Below are 19,051 nucleotides of genomic sequence, written 5' to 3' on the forward strand. Positions count from 1 at the left end.
AAATCTTTAATGAGTATTTCTTGTGTTTATTGTTTGGCTTAAATGTGGGGTACGCGAGCTGCGAAATGAGGGTAAATGATTAAATAATAAATTCAACAAGATAGCAAAGATACATGTTGAACTAATGCCCGAATGGAACAAAGTTTGTACCCAAACTGGAAAATGAGCATAAAACTCATGGTTAATAATTGGGATCATCCCTGCTGATAAAGCGGTCGCGACAATAATCAAATTTTTCTGATCGTTATAATCTATTTTTGCCAAAGTGCGAATTCCACTCGCTGCAACCGACCCAAACAAGACCAAACCTGCACCACCAAGTACGGGCATTGGAATCGCGGCAATCAAACGACCCATAATGGGGAGTAGGCCCAAAATAATGAGAATGACACCACCTGCTGCGACTACAAATCGGCTTTTGATACCTGTAATGGCAACTAACCCAACATTTTGGGCAAAAGCACTTTGCATGAAAGAACCAAAGATAGGCGCAAAAGCACTCGAAAACATATCGGCACGTACGCCATTGGCGATTCGTTTCGAATCGACTTCAGTTCCTACAATGTCTCCGACAGCAATAATGTCTGCTGTGGTTTCAGTCATAATGACCAAGGTCACAATCAACATCGATAAGATTGCACTAAGCTCGAAAGTCGGCAAGCCAAATGCAAATAAGTGTGGGAATTGGACCCATGCGCCTGAACTGACCTGAGTAAAATCACCAAAACCCATAAAGTAGGCGAGGGTGGTACCAGCAACAATAGCCAACAAAATCGATAGGCGGCGAATGCTTGCTTGCGGCAGCATATTTAGAACAATCACAATACCTAAGGTCAGTAAGGCTAAAGAGATATTTTCTACGCTACCCCAGTCAGGTGCTTTATTGTTGCCACCCATCATCCAGCGAATCGCAACGGGTAACAGCGATAGCCCAATAATCGTGATGACGCATCCAGTCACAACGGGTGGGAAAAACCGAATAATTTTTGAAAAGTAAGGCGCAAGACATAGTCCAATCAGAGATGCGACAATCACCGCACCATACACAGCAGGTAAGCCGCCACCAGTGGTGATAATGGCTACCATGGTAGCCACGCCCGCAAAAGATACACCCTGAACTAAAGGTAATTTTGCACCTAGATATTTCGTTCCAATGGTCTGAATCAGTGTTGCCAATCCCCCGACAAACAGGGCAGCTGCAATGAGCATTCCGACTTGTGCTGAGCTTAAGCCAGCTGCTGTTCCAATAATGAGTGGCGGGGCTACAATACCACCATACATGGTCAGCACATGCTGTAAGCCGTAAGCAAAACTTTTGGAAATTCCTAAATATTCATGCTCTGGAGAAATCGCATTTTTTTGCTGATGATTCATATTTTTCTCCTATTTATATTTGAATTAACTACCGCGATAAGTGGAGTAAGCAAACGGGCTGATCAGTAATGGAATGTGATAATGCTGATTGACGTCTTCTACAAAAAATTGAATACAAACACGTGGGAAAAAAGTTTTAATTTGCTGAGATGAAAAATAAGGTGCAATTTCAAATTCAAGTTGATAAGCACCTTTGGCAAAGTCGGTTATTCCAAAATCACCCACTCGACCGTCTGGATTAGTGGTTGCGGTTGCAATCAGCTCATGGGTTTCTGCATGAAACAACTTCACTTCTACGTGTGCAGCTGGTTTGCCTAAATTCGTATCTAAAATATGAGTGCTGATCATGCTTGTATTTCCTGAGATAGACGTAATAGAGCAATCGCTGAGAGTTGCTCATGTACAATTATTTTTTCGATAGCTAAGTCATGTTGTAAACGTTCGTGTAGCTTTTTTAAAATCTCATCGCTACTGAGACCCGCTGCTTTAATTAAAAAAATAAAGCCAAACTTTTGTTCATAATCGAGGTTGCCTTGTAGCAGCGCTTGTTGCGTTTGTTCATCTAAAGAAATGCCAGCTTGTTCCTGATTTGAAAAATGTTGCTCTTTTGCATTGAGTTGTTTTTTTGCTTGTCGTTCACCAATTTTTGGGTGGGTTGCTAAAGCAGTTTCAATGTCTTGCCATGACCACATTTGACTTAAATTTTCTGCATGCTCTAAAAGAGATACTTTTGATGAGTAGGGACGTTCTGAGGTGATTTTCTCGGCCCATGCTGGAATGTGGACACAGTTTTTTAACAAAGTCTTGAGTTGTTCGGGTGGGGCTTGATTAAACTCGGCTAAAAACACTGTTATTCCTAAACTCGTTGTCGTGATACAGAGTTTTAGCAATAACAGTGCCAAGAGGGGGCATGATTCGGTTGTGAATTTGGAAAATTAAAAAATCAATTATTTAGTTATGTGATTTTTATACCAATGTTCAGCAATGTCTTGACGACTACATATCCAGACTCGATCGTGCATTTGAATATAGTCGAGAAACTTTTGTAGTGCTTTAAAACGGCCTGGGCGCCCTAAAATACGGCAATGCATTCCAATCGACATCATTTTTGGTGCATTTTCTCCCTCTGCATACAGCACATCAAAACTATCTTTTAAATATTGAAAAAATTGTTCTGAACTATTAAATCCACCGGGTGAGCAGAATTTCATATCGTTACATTCTAAAGTATACGGAATAATCAGATGAGGGCGTGATGCACCCGCAGCATTGTTGAGAGTCGTCCAAAAAGGCAGATCATCGCCATAATAATCAGAGTCGTATTGAATTTGCGGGAATTCTGCAAGTAATTGACGTGTATTAGGGCTATCACGTCCAGTGTACCAACCGATCACTTTATTTCCAAACAAGTTTTCTAAAACAGATAAAGCTTGTTCTATATGCTGTTTTTCTAACTCAATATCAGTATCTTGATAGTGAAGCCAACGGTAACCATGAGAAACCACATCATAATCAGCTTGCTTAATCGCCTCCACAATATAAGGATTGCGGACAAGTGCCATTGCAACTCCAAAAATGGTCATTGGAAGTTTGCGCTTTTGGAATTCATTATGAATGCGCCAAAAACCAGCACGTGAACCATATTCGTACATCGAGTCCATCGACATATGTTTGGCTGGGTAACTTGCAGCACCAATAATCTCCGATAAAAACTGTTCTGAGCCTTCATCGCCGTGCTCAATATGTTTTTCGCCACCTTCTTCATAATTAAGAACAAATTGCACTGCAATCTTGGCATTGTTAGGCCATTTCACCTGTGGAGGCTGTCCGTGATAACCGATCAAATCACGTGAATAAGGAGACTTTTGAATTTGCTCAATGAGCTCGGCTCCAGATAGATAAGATTTGGACACGATTGCTCTCCTTTTGTTCAATTTTTCATAAATATTTAAAAAATCAGCTTGCATATTTTTATAGATGGACTGATATTGAAGATATGAAGATCTTCAAAATAAATTAAAACCAGTACGTTTAAGTCAGGAGATAACAAACCATTACACCATCAAAATGTACAATTGAAGTCAGTTCATGCATGCTTAAAACATGCCAACATAAAAAAGTTTTGCATAGAAAAGATCCACAGTAAGAAAGAGAGGATGGTATTTATGAATATTGAAATCCGCACAGATAAAAACATCCATAACAGCGAACGTTTAATTACTTATGTACGTGCAGAACTTACTCAAGAATTCCAACGTCATAGCGAACGTATTACGCATTTTTCGGTTCATTTTAGTGATGAAAATGGGGACAAAGGTGGTGACAAAGATATCCACTGTATGATTGAAGCGCGTCCTTCAGGTTTGAAACCGGTTGCAGTGCACCATAAAGCAGGAAATATTGACGCTTCAATTCATGGCGCGATTGAAAAATTAAAACGTAGCCTCGAACATACTTTTGAGAAAAAAGAACACCCGAGAGGTGGGCAACCAGAATTCATTGATGATGAAGTTTAATTGAAAATGCTAAAAAGCCCTTCGGGGCTTTTTTTATATTCGATGAAAATAAAACTATTCACAACATTAGGTTTGCAATGCGATGCAATCAACCTCTAAAATCTGGAGAAGAGATTAGGCATAATAGCCCTAATATATTTTTGAGAGATGGTCATGTTAACCACCCAGCAGCAAGCTTTAATTAAAGCCATAGAAGAATTAGAACTCGCGCAAGTGCAGAAATTACTTGCTGACGGACTTGATCCGAACTTTATTGATCCGGAGCAAGGGCCACCTGTATCAATTATCTGTGACGGAATTTTTAAATGGTGGGAAAATGTATCGGAAGCTTATGAAGCAGGTACACCATTATCAAAAGAAGAGAAGCAACAAGCGTTACAAGTTTATCTCGATATTCTTGAAGCCCTAATTCAAGCTAAAGCCAATGTACACCTTTGGGATGCAGAAGAGTTTTATGGTCCGTTATGGGATGCTGCAAGCTCGGCATGTGCTCCAGCTGTTCAACGTTTACTCGATGAAAAAGTTGATCCAAACTCACGTGATGAAGAAGGACTCACCGTTTTATCTTCAATCAGTCAGTTGTTCTTTGATTGTGATTTTGATGAAATAGATTGGTCAGAATCACTTGAAGAAGAGCGTGAAACATTAGAATTATTGCGCCGTCATGGGGCTAAAATGACAAAAGAATTAACTACTTGATTGGACATTAAAATGAAAATAGTACAAATTTTAACTTTTGCCCTTACAACTGTTGCTGCCGGAAGTACTTTCGCAGCAGAGTTTTCTTTTGACCGTCCTGGAGCAGGCTTCGGAACAGGTATTACACCAGTGGGTAAGTTAGCTTGGGAACAAGGTTTACCTAGCGCGACTTATACAGAGTCGACTGTCGATGGCGTTAAAGAAAAAACCGTAACTGTAAGTGAAGATATGCTATTCCGTACAGGTTTGGCTGATGGCTTAGAATTACAATTAGGTTGGCAAGGTCCAGCATGGACTCAAACCAAACGTGCTGGTAAAAAAACTGACAATTCAGGCTTTGGTGATGTAAGCATCGGTTTGAAAAAAGCAATTGATCTTGATGATGAAAACTTATCAATGGCTGTGTTAGCTCAGGCTGTCATTGCAACTGGTAATGATGAATTTACTGCGCATGATGATATTTATAGCCTAAGCTCAGCAGTGGCTTATAAATATGATGACTTGATTGATACCTCAATTACTATGCGTTACGAAGTGCAAAACAGTAATTGGGCTGTGACTGCAATTCCAGCAATCAACTATAAGATAGCTGGTAAACTTTCTGGATATTCTGAATTCATTTACCGTAAAGCTGAAAGCCAAGACTATGAATACGGTTTAGGTACAGGTTTAGTTTACGCTGTAAATAATCGTACTCAGCTTGACGCAAGTATCGGGGTCGATTTAGAAGGTCAAGATAAGAGCTACAACGGTGGCTTAGGCGTGGCGTTCTTGTTCTAATCGAAGCAATTTAAATTTATGTTAATGAAAAAGCTTATTCATCAGGGAATTCTTTATTTTCTAGCAGTCGCCGTTTGTGTGTTTAGCCAGTTGGTTTCCGCACAAGATAAGCTGCTTTCACCCGAACAAGCTTTTTCATTTTCGGTTGAATCTTCTGAGCCGCATACAGCGAGTTTGTCTTGGCAGATTCAGCCAAATTATTATCTATATCAGCATAAATTTACCGTACAACAAGGTACTCAACCTTTAGCTTTAAAGTTACCTAAAGCGATTGCTCAATATGATGAAAATTATGGGCAAAGTCAGGTTTACTACCATCAAGTTAATTTCCAAATTAAAACAAAGCCTTCAGAGCACTATAGTGTGACTTGGCAGGGCTGTGCTAAAGATCGTATTTGTTATCCGCCACAAACTATTGAGTTTCAAACTGATGCAGATGGTTTGGTTGGTGTGCAAAACCAAGCAGGAACAGCGCCAAAACGATTGCTGGATTTGGCAAATAATCAACCAGAAGCTTCCTCAGATTCAAAACTTTTAGAAAAAGAGCAGAGTAAAGAGCCAGTAATAGAATCATCTACAGATTCAGAGCCACAAATTGCACAAGATCAGATCTGGTCAGCTAAGTTAATTGAACACTCGCTTTGGTATGGAATTTTATTATTTCTCGGTTTAGGTACGTTGCTCGCATTTACGCCATGTTCTTTACCGATGTTGCCTATTTTAACTTCATTAATTATTCGAGAACATAAAGGTCTAAAGGCTTGGGCCATTGCACTTACTTTTGTTTGTAGCATGGCATTGGTTTATGCAGGCTTGGGTTTAATTGCTTCTTCAGCAGGCTTAAATTTTCAACGCTGGTTACAACAGCCTGCGACTTTAATTGCTTTTAGTTTGTTGTTTATTATCTTTGCTCTGAACTTATTTGGCTTATTTGAAATTCGTTTACCGCAAACATGGTTAAATCGACTTGACCGTATTCAGTCGATGCAACAAGGCGGCACTTTAGTCGGTGCGGGAGTCATGGGTGTGGTTTCTGCACTCTTAGTGGGTCCTTGTATGACCGCACCTCTCGCTGGAACTTTATTATTTATTTCTCAAACACAAAACCAATGGCAAGGTGCTTTGCTTTTATTTTGCCTAGGTTTTGGAATGGGAATTCCGCTACTGCTGGCAAGTATTTTAGGGGCAAAATTCTTGCCTAAAGCGGGCGACTGGATGCATCAGATTAAAGTGATTTTTGCTTTTCTGATGTTGGGGTTAAGCCTCTACTTTATTCGTCCTTTATTGCCAGATTGGGGTATGCAAGTACTTAGTTTAGTACTAGGCCTCGCTTTTATAGCCTATGCTGTTTATCAGTTTTTCTGGAAAAAAGGGCAGCTACAATGGCTCTACGCGATCTTATTATTAATCGTTACCCCTTTTGTAGCCTATAACCAATATCAACATATTCAAAATCGAACTTTGCAAAGTTCTGACCACATGGCCGAGTGGCATGTTGCGACTAGCGCGGCAGACTTCCAAAAGATTTTAGCAGCAGCGCCTACTGATCGGGCTATTGTGGTTGATGTCTATGCAGATTGGTGTGTTGCTTGCCAACCAATTGAGCACCGTATTTTAAAAGCACCAGAAGTTCAGTCAGCTCTTGCACCTTACTATCTCATTAAGCTTGATTTGAGCCATTATGATCAGTCACATGAAGCGCTACTCAAGCAGTGGAATATTTTAGGGCCGCCGACTTATCTATTTTTAAGCCCAGAGCAAAAAGAAATTCGCGCTTTGCGTTTAACGGGTGCTTTTAGTCAGCAAGAGCTTTTGCAGCAACTCGTGAGTTTGGCAAAACTAAAAAAATCATAGTGTATTAACAGCTTCAGTTTGATGAAATGTACGTACCTGATTACGTCCTGAAGCTTTTACCGCGTAGAGAGCTTGGTCTGCCTGTCGAATAACAAGATAAGGGTCCTGTGCAAAAGTTGAACAGCTTATTCCAAAACTTGCACTAATGTGAATTGGATTATTTTGAGTGCTACAAACAGGCAATTCTTGCAAAGCATGACGACAACGCTCAGCAATTGTTTCTGCTTGAATAATATCGGTATGGGGGAGTAGTAAAATAAATTCCTCTCCACCAAATCGACCAATAATATCTTCATTGCGCAAGTTTTCAGAAAGACATTGAGCAATTTCTATTAAAACCTGATCACCTTGGTGATGTCCGTATATATCATTAATTTTTTTAAAATGATCGATATCAAGAAGTACCACCGCATATTCAAATTGCTGTTGGTGCATTGATTCTAAATGTGTGTTTAAACTCCGCCTATTTAATACATTCGTTAATGGGTCGATTTGGCTTAAGCGTTGAATATAAGTTTCTCGCTGACGCCATTGGGTGAGTAATATTTCAAATAAAATAAAACAGGCCAATAAGATGGGCATAATAAAAAATGCCATGCTTCCTAACCAAAATGGATTAGTTTGGGCACGTTGCATAGCAATAAGATTAAATAAAGGCGCATAAGGCAAAGCACCTTTCATACTTAAATAAGTACATACAGTTAAAATAATTGTCGCCGGTACGAAAGCGCTATAAACAATTTTTCGGTCAAATAACACCAGACCGACACCAATGGTACCGACATAACCCACCATGGTAGCGGGGCTAATACTGCCAATTAAATATCCATCGTGGCATAGCATAAGCGTAAAAAACTGCACACTCACTAAAGGAATAATTCTTTGAGCCCATTCATCATTTTTATAGCGATAGCAGGGGATAATTAAAAGAGCCAATAAAAATAAGGTTAATAAATTGAGCCAGAGTTGCGATTCAACTAAAGGTAAATGTGTCCATTGCCAGACACTGGGGGTAATTAGAATATAACCTTTCCATAAAATCCAACTGAAATTCATTGCACAGGCAAGTGTGAGCATCAGGGCGCTCTTTTGTAATGGCGTCCAGTTAATGATGTGATTATTGTGGATGAAATCGATTATCACCTGTTTTATTCTATGTATTAGATGAGTGATTAAACGACTTTTCATAATAAGTAAGGGCTCCTAAATATAGATGCCTCTTTGTTGGACCATCCTAAAATTGGATTGTTTAAATAATTTACATTTTAAACATAACATGATTTTCAATTTATACATGATCACTTTTTATAAAGTAAATGATGTGAAAAGTTTTATTTACCGTTCACATCATTTATAGATAAATTAAGTTTTATCAAGTTCGTGAGCAAATTCAGCAATATCTGCCAATGCTTGTTTAGCCTCATCAAACCATGCATTAAACATCTGGAAGTTATGCCACATGCCTGTATAAAGTTTGAATTGAACTTTAACGCCAGCATCTTCAGCTTTTTCCCTAAAACGTTTGGCATCGTCTAATAAGATTTCTTTAGACCCGACTTGAACCAAAGTGGGCGGTAGACCATGCAAGTCATCGAAAATAGGCGAAACACGTGGGTCATCAGCTGCAATATGATTGCCTATATAGTACTGAGTTCCTGTTTGCAGCGCTTCAATAGATAGTAAGGCATCATGTTTTTTATTAAATCTGAGAGACTCACTCGTGAGTGTTAAATCCAAAAATGGAGATAACAAAATCAGGCCACTTGGCATGAGCTCAGGTTGTTCTTTTAAACGTAAGCAAAGTGCTAGCGCTAAATTTGCTCCACATGAATCACCTGACAAAATAATATCTTTAGGCTGAACACCTTGTACCACTAAAGATTGATAGATGTCATATAGAGCCTCAGTTGCCTCAGGATAAGGATGCTCAGGTGCAAGTGGATAGTCCACATGAATAATCTGCATTTGAGTACGAGCAGCTAAATCCGTCATGAAAGCATGGTGTGTTTTGACACTGCCAAGAAAAAAAGCGCCGCCGTGAATGTGAAAAATCAGTTGAGTGGCAGAATCTTGTGGTTTGATTTCTTCACCTTTAATGCCTGCTAGTCGAATTGGGCGTACAGAAACATTTTTTTGTCTTGGGAAAGCACGACACATCTGATCTAGAACGGGGCGTAAGGCGGTAGCCGGCAAATTTAGCTGACTTGGCTTGCGAATTGTTGTTTTAAGAAAAGTTTCTGTAAAATAATATTTCCAAACATTTGATATATTCATAGAGCATCCATTTTTATGCTAGTTTCTTGTTTTCTTGTAAATTTTATTTTGCAAGATTACAAGGTTACACGAAACAGTCACATTCAAAAATTGCAATATCTTTGCGACTTCTGAATACTAAAAATCTTGAAAGACCCAAGGATATTACAAAAATGAAAAAGATTGCTTTAGCTTTAGGACTCATTGGTATGGCTGCATTTGCCAATGCGGCTGATTCACTCAATGGAACGGTATGGAAAACGATTGATGATCAGACCAACAAGCCAAAAGCCGTAGTGAAATTTACGGAACAGAAGGACGGAACCTTAACTGCAACCATTCAAAACATTTTGACACCGGGCGAAGAAAACGCTTGTACAAAATGTGAAGGTCCGTATAAAAACAAACCACTTAAAGGTGTCACCATTGTACATAATTTAAAAAATGTAGGTGGTAACAGTTATGAAAACGGTACGATTTTAGACCCAAAATCTGGTAAAACTTACAAACTGAAAGGTGAGTTAACCGATGGCGGCAAAAAGCTTAAATTACGTGGTTATATTGGCGTTTCTGCACTTGGTCGTAACCAAACATGGATTCGCGCTAACTAAAAGTTTTAATAAAAAAACGAGCCATATGGCTCGTTTTTTTATGCTTGGATGTTTTGATAGGTAGATTCATCAAAACCTACAATGAAACCTTGTGAGGTTTGTAAAACAGGTCTTTTAATTAAACTAGGTTGAGCAATGAGTGCTTCAATAAGGTTATCTTCACTGCTTAAAGCACGATTTTGTTCTTCTTCTGAAAGCTTGCGCCAAGTCGTTCCTTTTTTGTTGAGAACTGTATCTTGCCCAATTTCTTTTAACCAGATCTTTAGAGTATCTGCATCAATGCCTTGTTTTTTATAATCGTGAAAATCATAGTTAAGCGATTTGGCTTGCAAAGCATCAAATGCTTTTTTCATTGAATTACAGTTTTTAATTCCATAAATTTTTAACATTTTATCGGACCATGTCAAAAAGAGAGAGCACACAGCCTAACTCAAAATGCATGTGAGCACTACTTTATACCGATACTTTTAAAACAAATGAAAATTAATGATTAATCGAAAGAGAAATGTCATGTTATTGTCATAAGACAAAGCGATAATGAGCTTAATAAGAAGAAATTAAAACTAAAAGAACTTAGCGCAAAAAAGAAGAGACAGAAAAGAGAAAACCCGCATTTAATCATCCTGATCATGCGGGTCTCATTTCAACGTCCAATGTCACATCCTTGCAAATAAACTTATCATAAGTTTATTTTATCTTCCTACGGCGTCCTATCCTTTTGCGTCATCCTGACTGCTTCCCTGTGCCGTGCAGCTATAATGCCGTTAAAGCTGTGTAAGAAAAATACTCAAAAACGACATATGCTGTAAGCGAAAACGACAATGCAAGTGAACAAGTGTTCACTTACTCTTGAATTTTATAGTCGATGATAACGGGTGCGTGGTCACTAAACCATTGATCTTTAAAGACCCAGGCGTTTGCTACACGTGTTTTCCAGTCTGGGGAACACGCTTGATAGTCAATACGCCATCCTACATTTTTTGCACGAGCTTGACCGCGATTTGACCACCATGAATAAAGTTCTGCTTCTGCGCGAACTACACGGAAGGTATCGACATAGCCAAGCTCATCGTAGATATGGTCAAGCCATGCACGCTCATGTGGTAAACAGCCAGATGATTTCTGGTTACCTGACCAGTTTTTGATATCAATGCGTTTATGAACGATGTTGTAGTCACCACAAATGATGACTGACTTGTTTTCATCACGCCATTGTTTCAAGATTTTTGCGTATTCACCTAAAAATAAATCTTTACGTGCTTGCGCTTCTTCACCACTTGAGCCTGAAGGTAAGTATAATGATGCAATATGTACCGGATGTGACAAACCTAAATCGAATTCCGCAGAAATAAAGCGGCCTTGACTGTCTGCTAGCTCAAACCCTAAACCATCTTTAACAGAGACGAAGGGTAGGCGGCTATATATCGCAGTCCCCGCATAACCTGCACGCTCTGCTGGAAAGAGATGGGTATGCCATCCTTCGGGTCTAAATTTTTCAGTCCATTGTTCATGGGTAATGCGGCTTTCCTGCATGCATACGACATCGGCATCTGATTGTTCTAACCATTCAAGTAAGCCTTTCGTTACTGAAGAACGTAAGCCATTTACGTTAATGGAAACGACTCGAAGAATTTTTACATCACTTGGATACTGATCCTTTGGTATCATGCGAAAATTTAACCTCAATTGTGAATTTGGAGCACCTCATGACAACGCCTGTGTCATTTCACCCGCAAGCATTTATCGAACTCGCATTATCACGCGGTGTGCTTAAATTTGGTGAGTTTACTTTAAAATCTGGACGCGTGAGTCCTTATTTTTTTAATGCAGGCCTACTCAACGATGGTGAAGCTTTATCTCTTTTAGCGCAAGGCTATGCTGATAAATTAACACAATGCCAAAATGTTGATGTGATTTTTGGGCCAGCTTACAAAGGTATTCCTTTTGTAGCAGCGACTGCTGTTGCTTTGTCGCAAGTACATAACAAAAGTGTGCCATGGGGCTTTAACCGTAAAGAAGCCAAAGATCATGGTGAAGGCGGTGTTCTAGTTGGTGCTGCGGTTGAGGGTAAAAAAGTCTGGATTATTGACGACGTAATTACCGCAGGTACAGCGATTCGTGAAGTTGTAACGATTTTGAAAAATGCAGGCGCAACTATTGCGGGTGTTTTGGTGGCATTAGATCGTCAAGAACGCGGTCAAGGTGAGCTTTCTGCAATTCAAGAAGTTCAAAAAGAATTAGAAATTCCTGTGCACGCACTGATTACCATGAAAGATTTAATGGATTATTTAGAGGCGAAAGGCGAAAAAGAAGCGCTAGCAAATATGCAAGCGTATCGCGAAAAATACGGTATCTAAAAAGAAAAAGGCATACCTCTAAATAGGGGTATGCCTTTTTAATATTTACTTAAAACTGATAATTCAAACGCAATAACACATTACGTGGTGTGCCTGGCATGCTGTCTGAACGCCAATACTCTTTATTGGTTAAGTTATTCACCGCAAGTGTGACATTCCATGGGTCTGCACTATAGCCAATCGCCGCATCAACACGGTTAAAGCCTTCCATTTTTACTTGATTATTAATATTTGGATAATAAGACCCGACATAAGTCACGCCCACCTCGGTATACCACTGCTCGGTTGGTAAATAGCGAATAAATAAATTACCCGTGTTTTTAGATGTGTTGGCTAAATAGTTGCCTTCTTGTTCAGGCTTTTGTTTGTCTTCTTTTACTTTTGCATCTGTGTAGCCATAACCACCGCGGACGAAAACATTATCAAGTACGCGGCCAATAAAGCTAAATTCAAGACCACGAGATTGATGCTGACCAGCAGTTGCCCATACATCTGGTTGGTCATTAGGATTTGGTTTATAGCGGATATTATTTTTACGAATATCAAAGACAGAAAATTGAGTATTTAAACGACTATCTAACCATTCGCTTTTTACCCCGACTTCGTACTGTTCGTTATATTGAGGTTCTTTATCCATTTTTGTGACATCGGTGCTTCCAGTAACTTGGTTAACACCCATTTGTCCGCCAAATGGTGCAAAGCTCTTAGAGTAAGATGTATAAAAGCTATGTTCCGGAAGCGGTTGCCATACCAAACCAACATTTGGGCTAAAGCTGCTATCTTTTACATTACGGTGTTCATTAGTTAACTTGTTGGTGGTTGAAAAATCGAAGTAATCGTAGCGGACACCCATCATCAGTTTAAGTTGGTTATTTAGACCAATTAAATCTTGAATAAATACACCATAAGTTGTGCCTTCATTATAGTTATGCTGTCTCATCTTTAATGGGCCATTACCACGACTGTACTCGCGTTCACCAGTGATTGGATTAACGTAGCCGTAAATAGAACCATTTTTAGCTTCATTTGCTAAGCGTGGCTCTCGTTGTTCATATGTCCAGTCTGTACCCATCATGATTTGATGTTCAAGTGAGCCTGTTTTGAACTTGCCCTTAATATCAAATGTATTGGTGGTGGTCTTATTGCTGGTTTGTTGCCAGTAGTAAATTTGATTGATGTAGCCTTTTTTAGTGTTGCATTCTTTACCTTTTAGGTCGTTTCCATCTAACCCACAATAAGTTCCAAAGTAAAAGTGATCAAAGTTTTGTTCTGCTTGTCGGTAACTTGCTGCCCAGTGAAAGTTCCAATCAGGCGCATATTGATAATTCACATCGGTGCGAATCACTTGCAAAATATCATCAACATAATCGCCGTCTTGGGCAAATCCCATTTTAATTGAGGTTCCCGCAGGCAAGTTTTCATATGCTGGACCACGATCAGGCACACGACCTAATTTGTCATAGGTATATTGTGTAGTCCAAGTGAGAGTTCCATCATCATTTTTATAAGTGAAACTTGGTGAAAACATTTCAATTTTATTTTCAATGCCCGAGCGGAAGCTCCCTGACTCACCATATTCTCCAGTCAAACGTATTGCTAAATTGTCACTAATGACTTGGTTAATGTCGGCAGTTGTTCCGTAGTTATCATAAGAACCTGCATAAGCACCAACTGAACTTTTAGAGTCAAAATTGGCGAACTTACTCACCATATTCACAACCCCGCCACCAGCACTACGACCATATAAAACAGAAGCGGGACCTTTTAAAATTTCAATACGTTCGATATTTGCTGTACTACGACGTACTTGTCCGCTTTCACGTATGCCATCACGGTAAATATCACCTGTATCGGCACCAAAGCCACGAATCGTGATGCCATCACCACGCATATCGTAACTGGTTGATACGCCTGGGGTGCCTTGTAGCATAACGCTTAAATCATTTGATCCATAAATTTTATATTTCTGAACATCAATCGTATCAACGGTTTGAGGAATATCTTTTTTGTCTAAACCGTTACGTGTGACATTGGCTTTGTCATAGTCGATATAACTTTTAATTGGGTCGAGTTCACTCATAGCTTCAATTTTTATAGTGGGCATAGTAGCTGCCACTTTCGATGATGAGTCACTCAAGTCTTCTGCGTAGGCACCTTGAATATTCAAGATCATTAAACTGAGTAAGCTCAGCGGGAAAAGACGCTTAATTTGGGGAGATGATATAGAAATTCTTAACATAAAAATAAAATCAGTTAACAAAAATAAAAGTATAAATGATAATTATAATCATTTAATTGTTTAGAATAAAAGAACTATTGCCTTAAAAAATGACATATTTATTTTTTAATAACTATTTTTTAGGAATGTAATGAGTAAATTAAGCAAACTATGTGAATTAACTCATTAGTTTTTCTTGTTAATTTGTTTTTGGAGAGGGGCTTTTACCAATAAAAACTCCTCCTTGAGATTAAGCGTTATTTTTCAGAACATCTAAAATATCCATTTCTGGGTCATAATTCTCGTCAATTGTTTTGCAAATTGCTTGTCCAACAATGACATGCGTGCCATTAAAGGTTATGGTTGGCGCTTCATATAATTCCCAGCCATGATTCAGTGCTTTAGTCACGCGTGCACAAAAAGCAGAGTCATCAGGACCAGTTAAATAGCGATAAAGTTTCATGTTTAGCCTTTAAAAATAATATTTTATGGTCATAGTTTAACTGAATTTACTTAAATTCCAGATCAAGAAATAACAGATAATGTTTTACTGAAATTAAGAAAAACCAGTGAAAAATCTCAGCTATACTCATGTTAATTTAAATTTTAAGAAGAGCTTGAGCATGCGTGTACTTGTCGTCATGGATCCGATTGAAACCGTAAACCTTAAAAAGGATTCAACCATGGCAATGTTGTGGGCGGCGAGCCGTCGTGGACATGAATTAGGTTATGCATTACAGCAAGATTTATATATCGATCAAGGTAAAGCTTACGGTCTAATTTCACCGTTAAAAGTTTTTGAAGATTACAATCATTACTATGAGCTTGGCGAAAAGAAAAAAGAATCTATCGCGGCTTACGATGTAGTACTCATGCGTAAAGATCCGCCATTTGACATGAATTTTGTCTACACGACTTACGTGCTTGAACAAGCTGAACGTGAAGGTTCATGGATTATTAATAAGCCTCAATCATTGCGTGATTGCAACGAAAAACTTTTTGCAACGCAATTTCCAGAGCTACAAGTACCTACACTTGTTACATCACAGCAAAGTTTAATTCGTGAATTTATTAAAGAACATGGCGATGTCATTGTTAAGCCGCTTGATGGTATGGGTGGCATGGGGATTTTCCGTTTATACCAAGACGGTGTAAATATTGGTTCTACCTTAGAAATGCTTACAGAGCTAGGCAACCGTCCAATTATGGCTCAGCGCTATATTCCTGAAATTGTAGAAGGGGATAAGCGTATTTTAATGGTGAATGGTGAACCTATTCCTTACTGTCTAGCTCGTATTCCACAAAATGGTGAAGTACGCGGCAACTTAGCGGCAGGTGGTTTAGGCCAAGCGCGTCCGCTTACTGAAAACGATAAGCTGATTGCAGCTAAAATTGGTCCTTTCTTACGCGAAAAAGGTTTAGTTTTTGTAGGTTTAGATGTAATTGGTAATTATGTCACTGAAATTAATGTCACTAGCCCAACGTGTATTCGTGAAATTGATGCTCAATTTGGTACATCAATTGCCGATGATTTATTTGATGTATTAGAAGCTGGTCGCACAGCTTAATTATTTATTTCAGGTGATTTTCAGCGGTATTTATTGGAAATCACCTGAAAATATATGAATTAATAAAATAACAATACTAAATACACCACAGCTTTGTAGGCATATTTTCAAAAAAGCACATCTTTCTGTTATAAACGAGTGAAATTAGCTTTTCGTTAATGAAGCTTTAGGATTAAAATAAACGGCTACAAAAATAGATGACAATTTCCATTGTTTTTTGAGTTGAAGAATTAGACCGTGACCGATTCACAGCAAAGCAAACCTAAACATGTCATGATGATGGCTGCCGGTACAGGTGGACATGTTTTTCCAGCCCTCGCCGTAGCCAAAAAACTTCAACAACAAGGTTGTCAGGTTTCATGGTTAGCCACGCCAACAGGTATGGAAAACCGATTATTAAAAGATCAAAATATTCCAATATATCAAATTGATATTCAAGGTGTTCGTGGCAATGGATTAGTCCGTAAAATTGCTGCACCTTTTAAAATTTTAAAAGCTACTTTAAGCGCAATGCGTTATATGAAACAGCTTAAAGTTGATGCAGTTGCAGGCTTTGGCGGTTATGTTGCAGGCCCAGGTGGTTTAGCAGCACGTTTGTTAGGTATTCCTGTACTTATTCACGAGCAAAATGCGGTTGCTGGTTTTACCAATGCGCAGTTATCTCGTGTTGCTAAAGTCGTGTGTGAAGCATTTCCAAATACATTTCCTGCGGGTGTAAAAGTCGTTACAACAGGAAATCCTGTTCGTCATGAAATCACAGATATTTTAAGCCCAAAGTGGCGCTATGATGAGCGTGCGCAAGCAGGGCAGCCTCTAAATATTCTAATTGTTGGTGGTTCTTTAGGTGCCAAAGCACTCAACGAACGCTTACCTCCAGCATTAAAACAATTACAAGTTCCACTTAATATTTTTCACCAGTGCGGTCAGCAACAAGTTGAGGCAACTCAAGCACTCTATGCAGATGCACCAGCCAATTTAACTGTACACGTTTTGCCGTTTATTGAAGATATGGCAAAGGCTTATAGTGAGGCAGATTTAATTATTTGCCGAGCTGGAGCACTCACGGTAACAGAAGTTGCAACAGCAGGTGTGGCCGCAGTTTTTGTGCCACTTCCTATAGCAGTTGATGACCATCAAACTGCAAATGCCAAATTTCTGGCCGATTTCGGTGCTGCAAAAATTTGTCAGCAATCGACTATGACACCAGATGTTTTAAATGAATTGTTCACTTCGCTGATGAACCGCCAGTTACTTACAGAAATGGCAGTGAAAGCGCGTCAACATGCCCAACCAAATGCGACTCAGCATGTGGTTGATCTTATCCAAAAAATGTAATCGGATTTACTATGTCTCCATCAACAGCTGCGAACCAAGCAAAAAAACTGATTAAAGTGCCTGAAATGCGCCGTATCAAACACATTCATTTTGTGGGAATCGGCGGTGCTGGGATGTGTGGCATTGCAGAGGTATTGGGTAACCAAGGTTATAAAATTTCTGGTTCAGACATTAAAGCATCTAAAACTACAGAACAATTAGAGCAAAATGGCATCAAGGTTTATATCGGCCATCAAGCGGAAAATATTAAAAATGCCAATGTGCTTGTAGTTTCTACAGCGATTGATCCAGAAAATCCGGAAATTAAAGCAGCGATTGAGCAACGTACTCCAATCGTACGCCGCGCAGAGATGCTAGGTGAGCTTATGCGTTACCGTCATGGTATTGCTGTAGCTGGTACACATGGTAAAACGACAACCACAAGTCTTTTAACGACCATGTTGGCTGAAGAAAACCTTGATCCAACTTATGTTATTGGTGGTTTACTTAATAGTACAGGCGTAAATGCTGCATTAGGTGAAAGCCGTTTTATCGTAGCTGAAGCTGATGAATCCGATGCATCTTTCCTTTATTTACAACCAATGGCAGCGATTGTAACGAACATTGATGCTGACCATATGGATACCTATGAAGGTAGCTTTGATAAATTAAAAGATACGTTCGTACAGTTCCTTCATAACTTACCATTTTATGGCCTGGCCGTCGTTTGTGGTGATGACGCCAACATTCGTGAAATTATGCCGCGTGTAGGCCGTCCAGTCATTACTTATGGTTTTAACGAAGACAACGACATTCGCGCAATTGATGTTGAACAAGATGGTATGCGTTCACACTTCACCGTGTTACGTAAAGGTCGTGAGCCGCTACGTTTAACGATTAATCAACCGGGCATGCATAATATTTTGAATGCTTTGGCTGCTATTGGTGTTGCAACTGATGAAGGTGTTTCTGATGACGCAATTAGCCGTGCTTTAGCAGGCTTCAGTGGTGTTGGTCGTCGCTTCCAAGTACAAGGCGAATTCGAACTTGCCGATGGTAACGTTAAGTTAGTTGATGACTATGGACATCATCCGAAAGAAGTAGAAGCAACTATTAAAGCTGCTCGTCAGAGCCATCCAGATCGTCGTTTGGTGATGTTATTCCAGCCACACCGTTACTCTCGTACCCGCGATTGTTTTGATGACTTTATTGAAGTGCTTTCTCAGGTCGATCAATTATTATTATTGGAAGTTTATCCTGCTGGCGAAAAGCCTATTGTAGGTGCAGACAGCCGTACTCTAGCGCGTAGTATTCGTTTACGTGGACAGGTTGAACCGATTTTGGTTGATCCGGTTGAAGGTAATTTGCAAAACATCATGCAAAATGTGTTACAACCAAATGACTTGTTATTAACGCAAGGTGCGGGTAACGTGGGAGCAATTTCTGTAGAACTTGCACAACACCATTTGTATGTGAAATAAACAAAAATATTGAATTATCGGGTTAA

General features: G+C 39.3%; 19 protein-coding genes. 9 read left to right on the forward strand and 10 right to left on the reverse strand.

The window, feature by feature from the left end; translation table 11 throughout:
* Positions 1-6: 6 nt before the first annotated feature.
* The 4 genes from MJX77_RS06150 to puuE all read right to left on the reverse strand — a co-directional run bounded on the left by MJX77_RS06150 (position 7) and on the right by puuE (position 3,287).
* Entirely contained in the window at positions 7-1,374 is a 1,368-nt protein-coding gene (locus tag MJX77_RS06150) for a nucleobase:cation symporter-2 family protein (RefSeq protein ID WP_252060843.1), read from the reverse strand.
* Positions 1,375-1,398: 24 nt separating this feature from the next.
* The gene (gene uraH, locus MJX77_RS06155; protein ID WP_198307380.1) at positions 1,399-1,722 is read right to left on the reverse strand and encodes a hydroxyisourate hydrolase; all 324 of its coding nucleotides are present in this window, start codon (positions 1,720-1,722) and stop codon (positions 1,399-1,401) included.
* Positions 1,719-2,222: a 2-oxo-4-hydroxy-4-carboxy-5-ureidoimidazoline decarboxylase gene (gene uraD, locus MJX77_RS06160; protein WP_252060846.1), complete on the reverse strand. Its 504-nt coding sequence runs from the start codon at positions 2,220-2,222 to the stop codon at positions 1,719-1,721. Before uraD ends, uraH begins: the two co-directional genes overlap by 4 nt.
* A gap of 99 nt (positions 2,223-2,321) precedes the next feature.
* A complete protein-coding gene (gene puuE / locus MJX77_RS06165; protein WP_252060849.1) occupies positions 2,322-3,287 on the reverse strand; it encodes an allantoinase PuuE in 966 nt (321 codons plus the stop codon).
* A 252-nt stretch (positions 3,288-3,539) separates the two neighbouring features.
* Here puuE and MJX77_RS06170 point away from each other — a divergent pair, with 252 nt between their 5' ends.
* The 4 genes from MJX77_RS06170 to dsbD all read left to right on the forward strand — a co-directional run bounded on the left by MJX77_RS06170 (position 3,540) and on the right by dsbD (position 7,223).
* A complete protein-coding gene (locus MJX77_RS06170; RefSeq protein WP_001019316.1) occupies positions 3,540-3,890 on the forward strand; it encodes an HPF/RaiA family ribosome-associated protein in 351 nt (116 codons plus the stop codon).
* 153 nt (positions 3,891-4,043) lie between these two features.
* Positions 4,044-4,589 (forward strand): ankyrin repeat domain-containing protein, encoded by a 546-nt coding sequence (locus tag MJX77_RS06175; protein WP_004790092.1) that lies wholly within the window; start codon positions 4,044-4,046, stop codon positions 4,587-4,589.
* Positions 4,590-4,601: 12 nt separating this feature from the next.
* Positions 4,602-5,369: a transporter gene (locus tag MJX77_RS06180; protein WP_023274357.1), complete on the forward strand. Its 768-nt coding sequence runs from the start codon at positions 4,602-4,604 to the stop codon at positions 5,367-5,369.
* 18 nt (positions 5,370-5,387) lie between these two features.
* Positions 5,388-7,223, forward strand: coding sequence for a protein-disulfide reductase DsbD (gene dsbD / locus MJX77_RS06185; protein ID WP_252060852.1), 1,836 nt, complete (start codon positions 5,388-5,390; stop codon positions 7,221-7,223).
* Here the strand turns inward: dsbD and MJX77_RS06190 are convergent.
* Both MJX77_RS06190 and MJX77_RS06195 read right to left on the reverse strand, forming a co-directional pair.
* A complete protein-coding gene (locus MJX77_RS06190) occupies positions 7,218-8,411 on the reverse strand; it encodes a GGDEF domain-containing protein (protein WP_252060855.1) in 1,194 nt (397 codons plus the stop codon). The genes dsbD and MJX77_RS06190 overlap by 6 nt on opposite strands.
* Before the next feature lie 174 nt (positions 8,412-8,585).
* Positions 8,586-9,497 (reverse strand): alpha/beta hydrolase, encoded by a 912-nt coding sequence (locus MJX77_RS06195; protein ID WP_013196589.1) that lies wholly within the window; start codon positions 9,495-9,497, stop codon positions 8,586-8,588.
* Positions 9,498-9,649: 152 nt separating this feature from the next.
* Between MJX77_RS06195 and MJX77_RS06200 the strand changes: the two genes are divergently transcribed.
* Positions 9,650-10,087: a DUF2147 domain-containing protein gene (locus MJX77_RS06200; protein ID WP_002121971.1), complete on the forward strand. Its 438-nt coding sequence runs from the start codon at positions 9,650-9,652 to the stop codon at positions 10,085-10,087.
* 38 nt (positions 10,088-10,125) lie between these two features.
* Here the strand turns inward: MJX77_RS06200 and MJX77_RS06205 are convergent, their stop codons facing one another.
* Together MJX77_RS06205 and MJX77_RS06210 are read right to left on the reverse strand one after the other, a co-directional pair.
* Entirely contained in the window at positions 10,126-10,476 is a 351-nt protein-coding gene (locus MJX77_RS06205; RefSeq protein ID WP_151827220.1) for an arsenate reductase, read from the reverse strand.
* A 454-nt stretch (positions 10,477-10,930) separates the two neighbouring features.
* Complete coding sequence (locus MJX77_RS06210; protein ID WP_005300601.1) at positions 10,931-11,755, reverse strand: exodeoxyribonuclease III; 825 nt, start codon at positions 11,753-11,755, stop codon at positions 10,931-10,933.
* Positions 11,756-11,793: 38 nt separating this feature from the next.
* Between MJX77_RS06210 and pyrE the strand changes: the two genes are divergently transcribed.
* Positions 11,794-12,444: an orotate phosphoribosyltransferase gene (gene pyrE, locus MJX77_RS06215; RefSeq protein WP_005300604.1), complete on the forward strand. Its 651-nt coding sequence runs from the start codon at positions 11,794-11,796 to the stop codon at positions 12,442-12,444.
* 49 nt (positions 12,445-12,493) lie between these two features.
* Here pyrE and MJX77_RS06220 read toward each other — a convergent pair whose 3' ends face one another.
* Complete coding sequence (locus MJX77_RS06220) at positions 12,494-14,683, reverse strand: TonB-dependent receptor (protein WP_252060858.1); 2,190 nt, start codon at positions 14,681-14,683, stop codon at positions 12,494-12,496.
* 229 nt (positions 14,684-14,912) lie between these two features.
* The gene (locus MJX77_RS06225; RefSeq protein WP_252060861.1) at positions 14,913-15,125 is read right to left on the reverse strand and encodes a DUF1737 domain-containing protein; all 213 of its coding nucleotides are present in this window, start codon (positions 15,123-15,125) and stop codon (positions 14,913-14,915) included.
* 160 nt (positions 15,126-15,285) lie between these two features.
* On the opposite strand from MJX77_RS06225, the gene gshB reads away from it, so the two are divergent.
* The 3 genes from gshB to murC all read left to right on the forward strand — a co-directional run bounded on the left by gshB (position 15,286) and on the right by murC (position 19,025).
* A complete protein-coding gene (gene gshB, locus MJX77_RS06230) occupies positions 15,286-16,230 on the forward strand; it encodes a glutathione synthase (RefSeq protein WP_107880447.1) in 945 nt (314 codons plus the stop codon).
* Between the two features lie 237 nt (positions 16,231-16,467).
* Entirely contained in the window at positions 16,468-17,565 is a 1,098-nt protein-coding gene (gene murG / locus MJX77_RS06235) for an undecaprenyldiphospho-muramoylpentapeptide beta-N-acetylglucosaminyltransferase (RefSeq protein ID WP_252060876.1), read from the forward strand.
* An 11-nt stretch (positions 17,566-17,576) separates the two neighbouring features.
* Positions 17,577-19,025, forward strand: coding sequence for a UDP-N-acetylmuramate--L-alanine ligase (gene murC / locus MJX77_RS06240; protein WP_003654096.1), 1,449 nt, complete (start codon positions 17,577-17,579; stop codon positions 19,023-19,025).
* Positions 19,026-19,051 lie beyond the last annotated feature (26 nt).

Source organism: Acinetobacter sp. AHP123, assembly GCF_023757925.1.
Classification (GTDB): domain Bacteria; phylum Pseudomonadota; class Gammaproteobacteria; order Pseudomonadales; family Moraxellaceae; genus Acinetobacter; species Acinetobacter oleivorans.

Coding starts and splice junctions, on each gene's coding strand:
- dsbD (WP_252060852.1), top strand. CDS start 5,388: ATGTTAATGAAAAAGCTTATTCATCAGGGAATTCTTTATTTTCTAGCA.
- MJX77_RS06175 (WP_004790092.1), top strand. CDS start 4,044: ATGTTAACCACCCAGCAGCAAGCTTTAATTAAAGCCATAGAAGAATTA.
- pyrE (WP_005300604.1), top strand. CDS start 11,794: ATGACAACGCCTGTGTCATTTCACCCGCAAGCATTTATCGAACTCGCA.
- MJX77_RS06170 (WP_001019316.1), top strand. CDS start 3,540: ATGAATATTGAAATCCGCACAGATAAAAACATCCATAACAGCGAACGT.
- MJX77_RS06225 (WP_252060861.1), bottom strand. CDS start 15,125: ATGAAACTTTATCGCTATTTAACTGGTCCTGATGACTCTGCTTTTTGT.
- gshB (WP_107880447.1), top strand. CDS start 15,286: ATGCGTGTACTTGTCGTCATGGATCCGATTGAAACCGTAAACCTTAAA.
- MJX77_RS06180 (WP_023274357.1), top strand. CDS start 4,602: ATGAAAATAGTACAAATTTTAACTTTTGCCCTTACAACTGTTGCTGCC.
- uraH (WP_198307380.1), bottom strand. CDS start 1,722: ATGATCAGCACTCATATTTTAGATACGAATTTAGGCAAACCAGCTGCA.
- MJX77_RS06210 (WP_005300601.1), bottom strand. CDS start 11,755: ATGATACCAAAGGATCAGTATCCAAGTGATGTAAAAATTCTTCGAGTC.
- MJX77_RS06195 (WP_013196589.1), bottom strand. CDS start 9,497: ATGAATATATCAAATGTTTGGAAATATTATTTTACAGAAACTTTTCTT.
- MJX77_RS06190 (WP_252060855.1), bottom strand. CDS start 8,411: ATGAAAAGTCGTTTAATCACTCATCTAATACATAGAATAAAACAGGTG.
- MJX77_RS06220 (WP_252060858.1), bottom strand. CDS start 14,683: ATGTTAAGAATTTCTATATCATCTCCCCAAATTAAGCGTCTTTTCCCG.
- murC (WP_003654096.1), top strand. CDS start 17,577: ATGTCTCCATCAACAGCTGCGAACCAAGCAAAAAAACTGATTAAAGTG.
- MJX77_RS06150 (WP_252060843.1), bottom strand. CDS start 1,374: ATGAATCATCAGCAAAAAAATGCGATTTCTCCAGAGCATGAATATTTA.
- MJX77_RS06205 (WP_151827220.1), bottom strand. CDS start 10,476: ATGTTAAAAATTTATGGAATTAAAAACTGTAATTCAATGAAAAAAGCA.
- MJX77_RS06200 (WP_002121971.1), top strand. CDS start 9,650: ATGAAAAAGATTGCTTTAGCTTTAGGACTCATTGGTATGGCTGCATTT.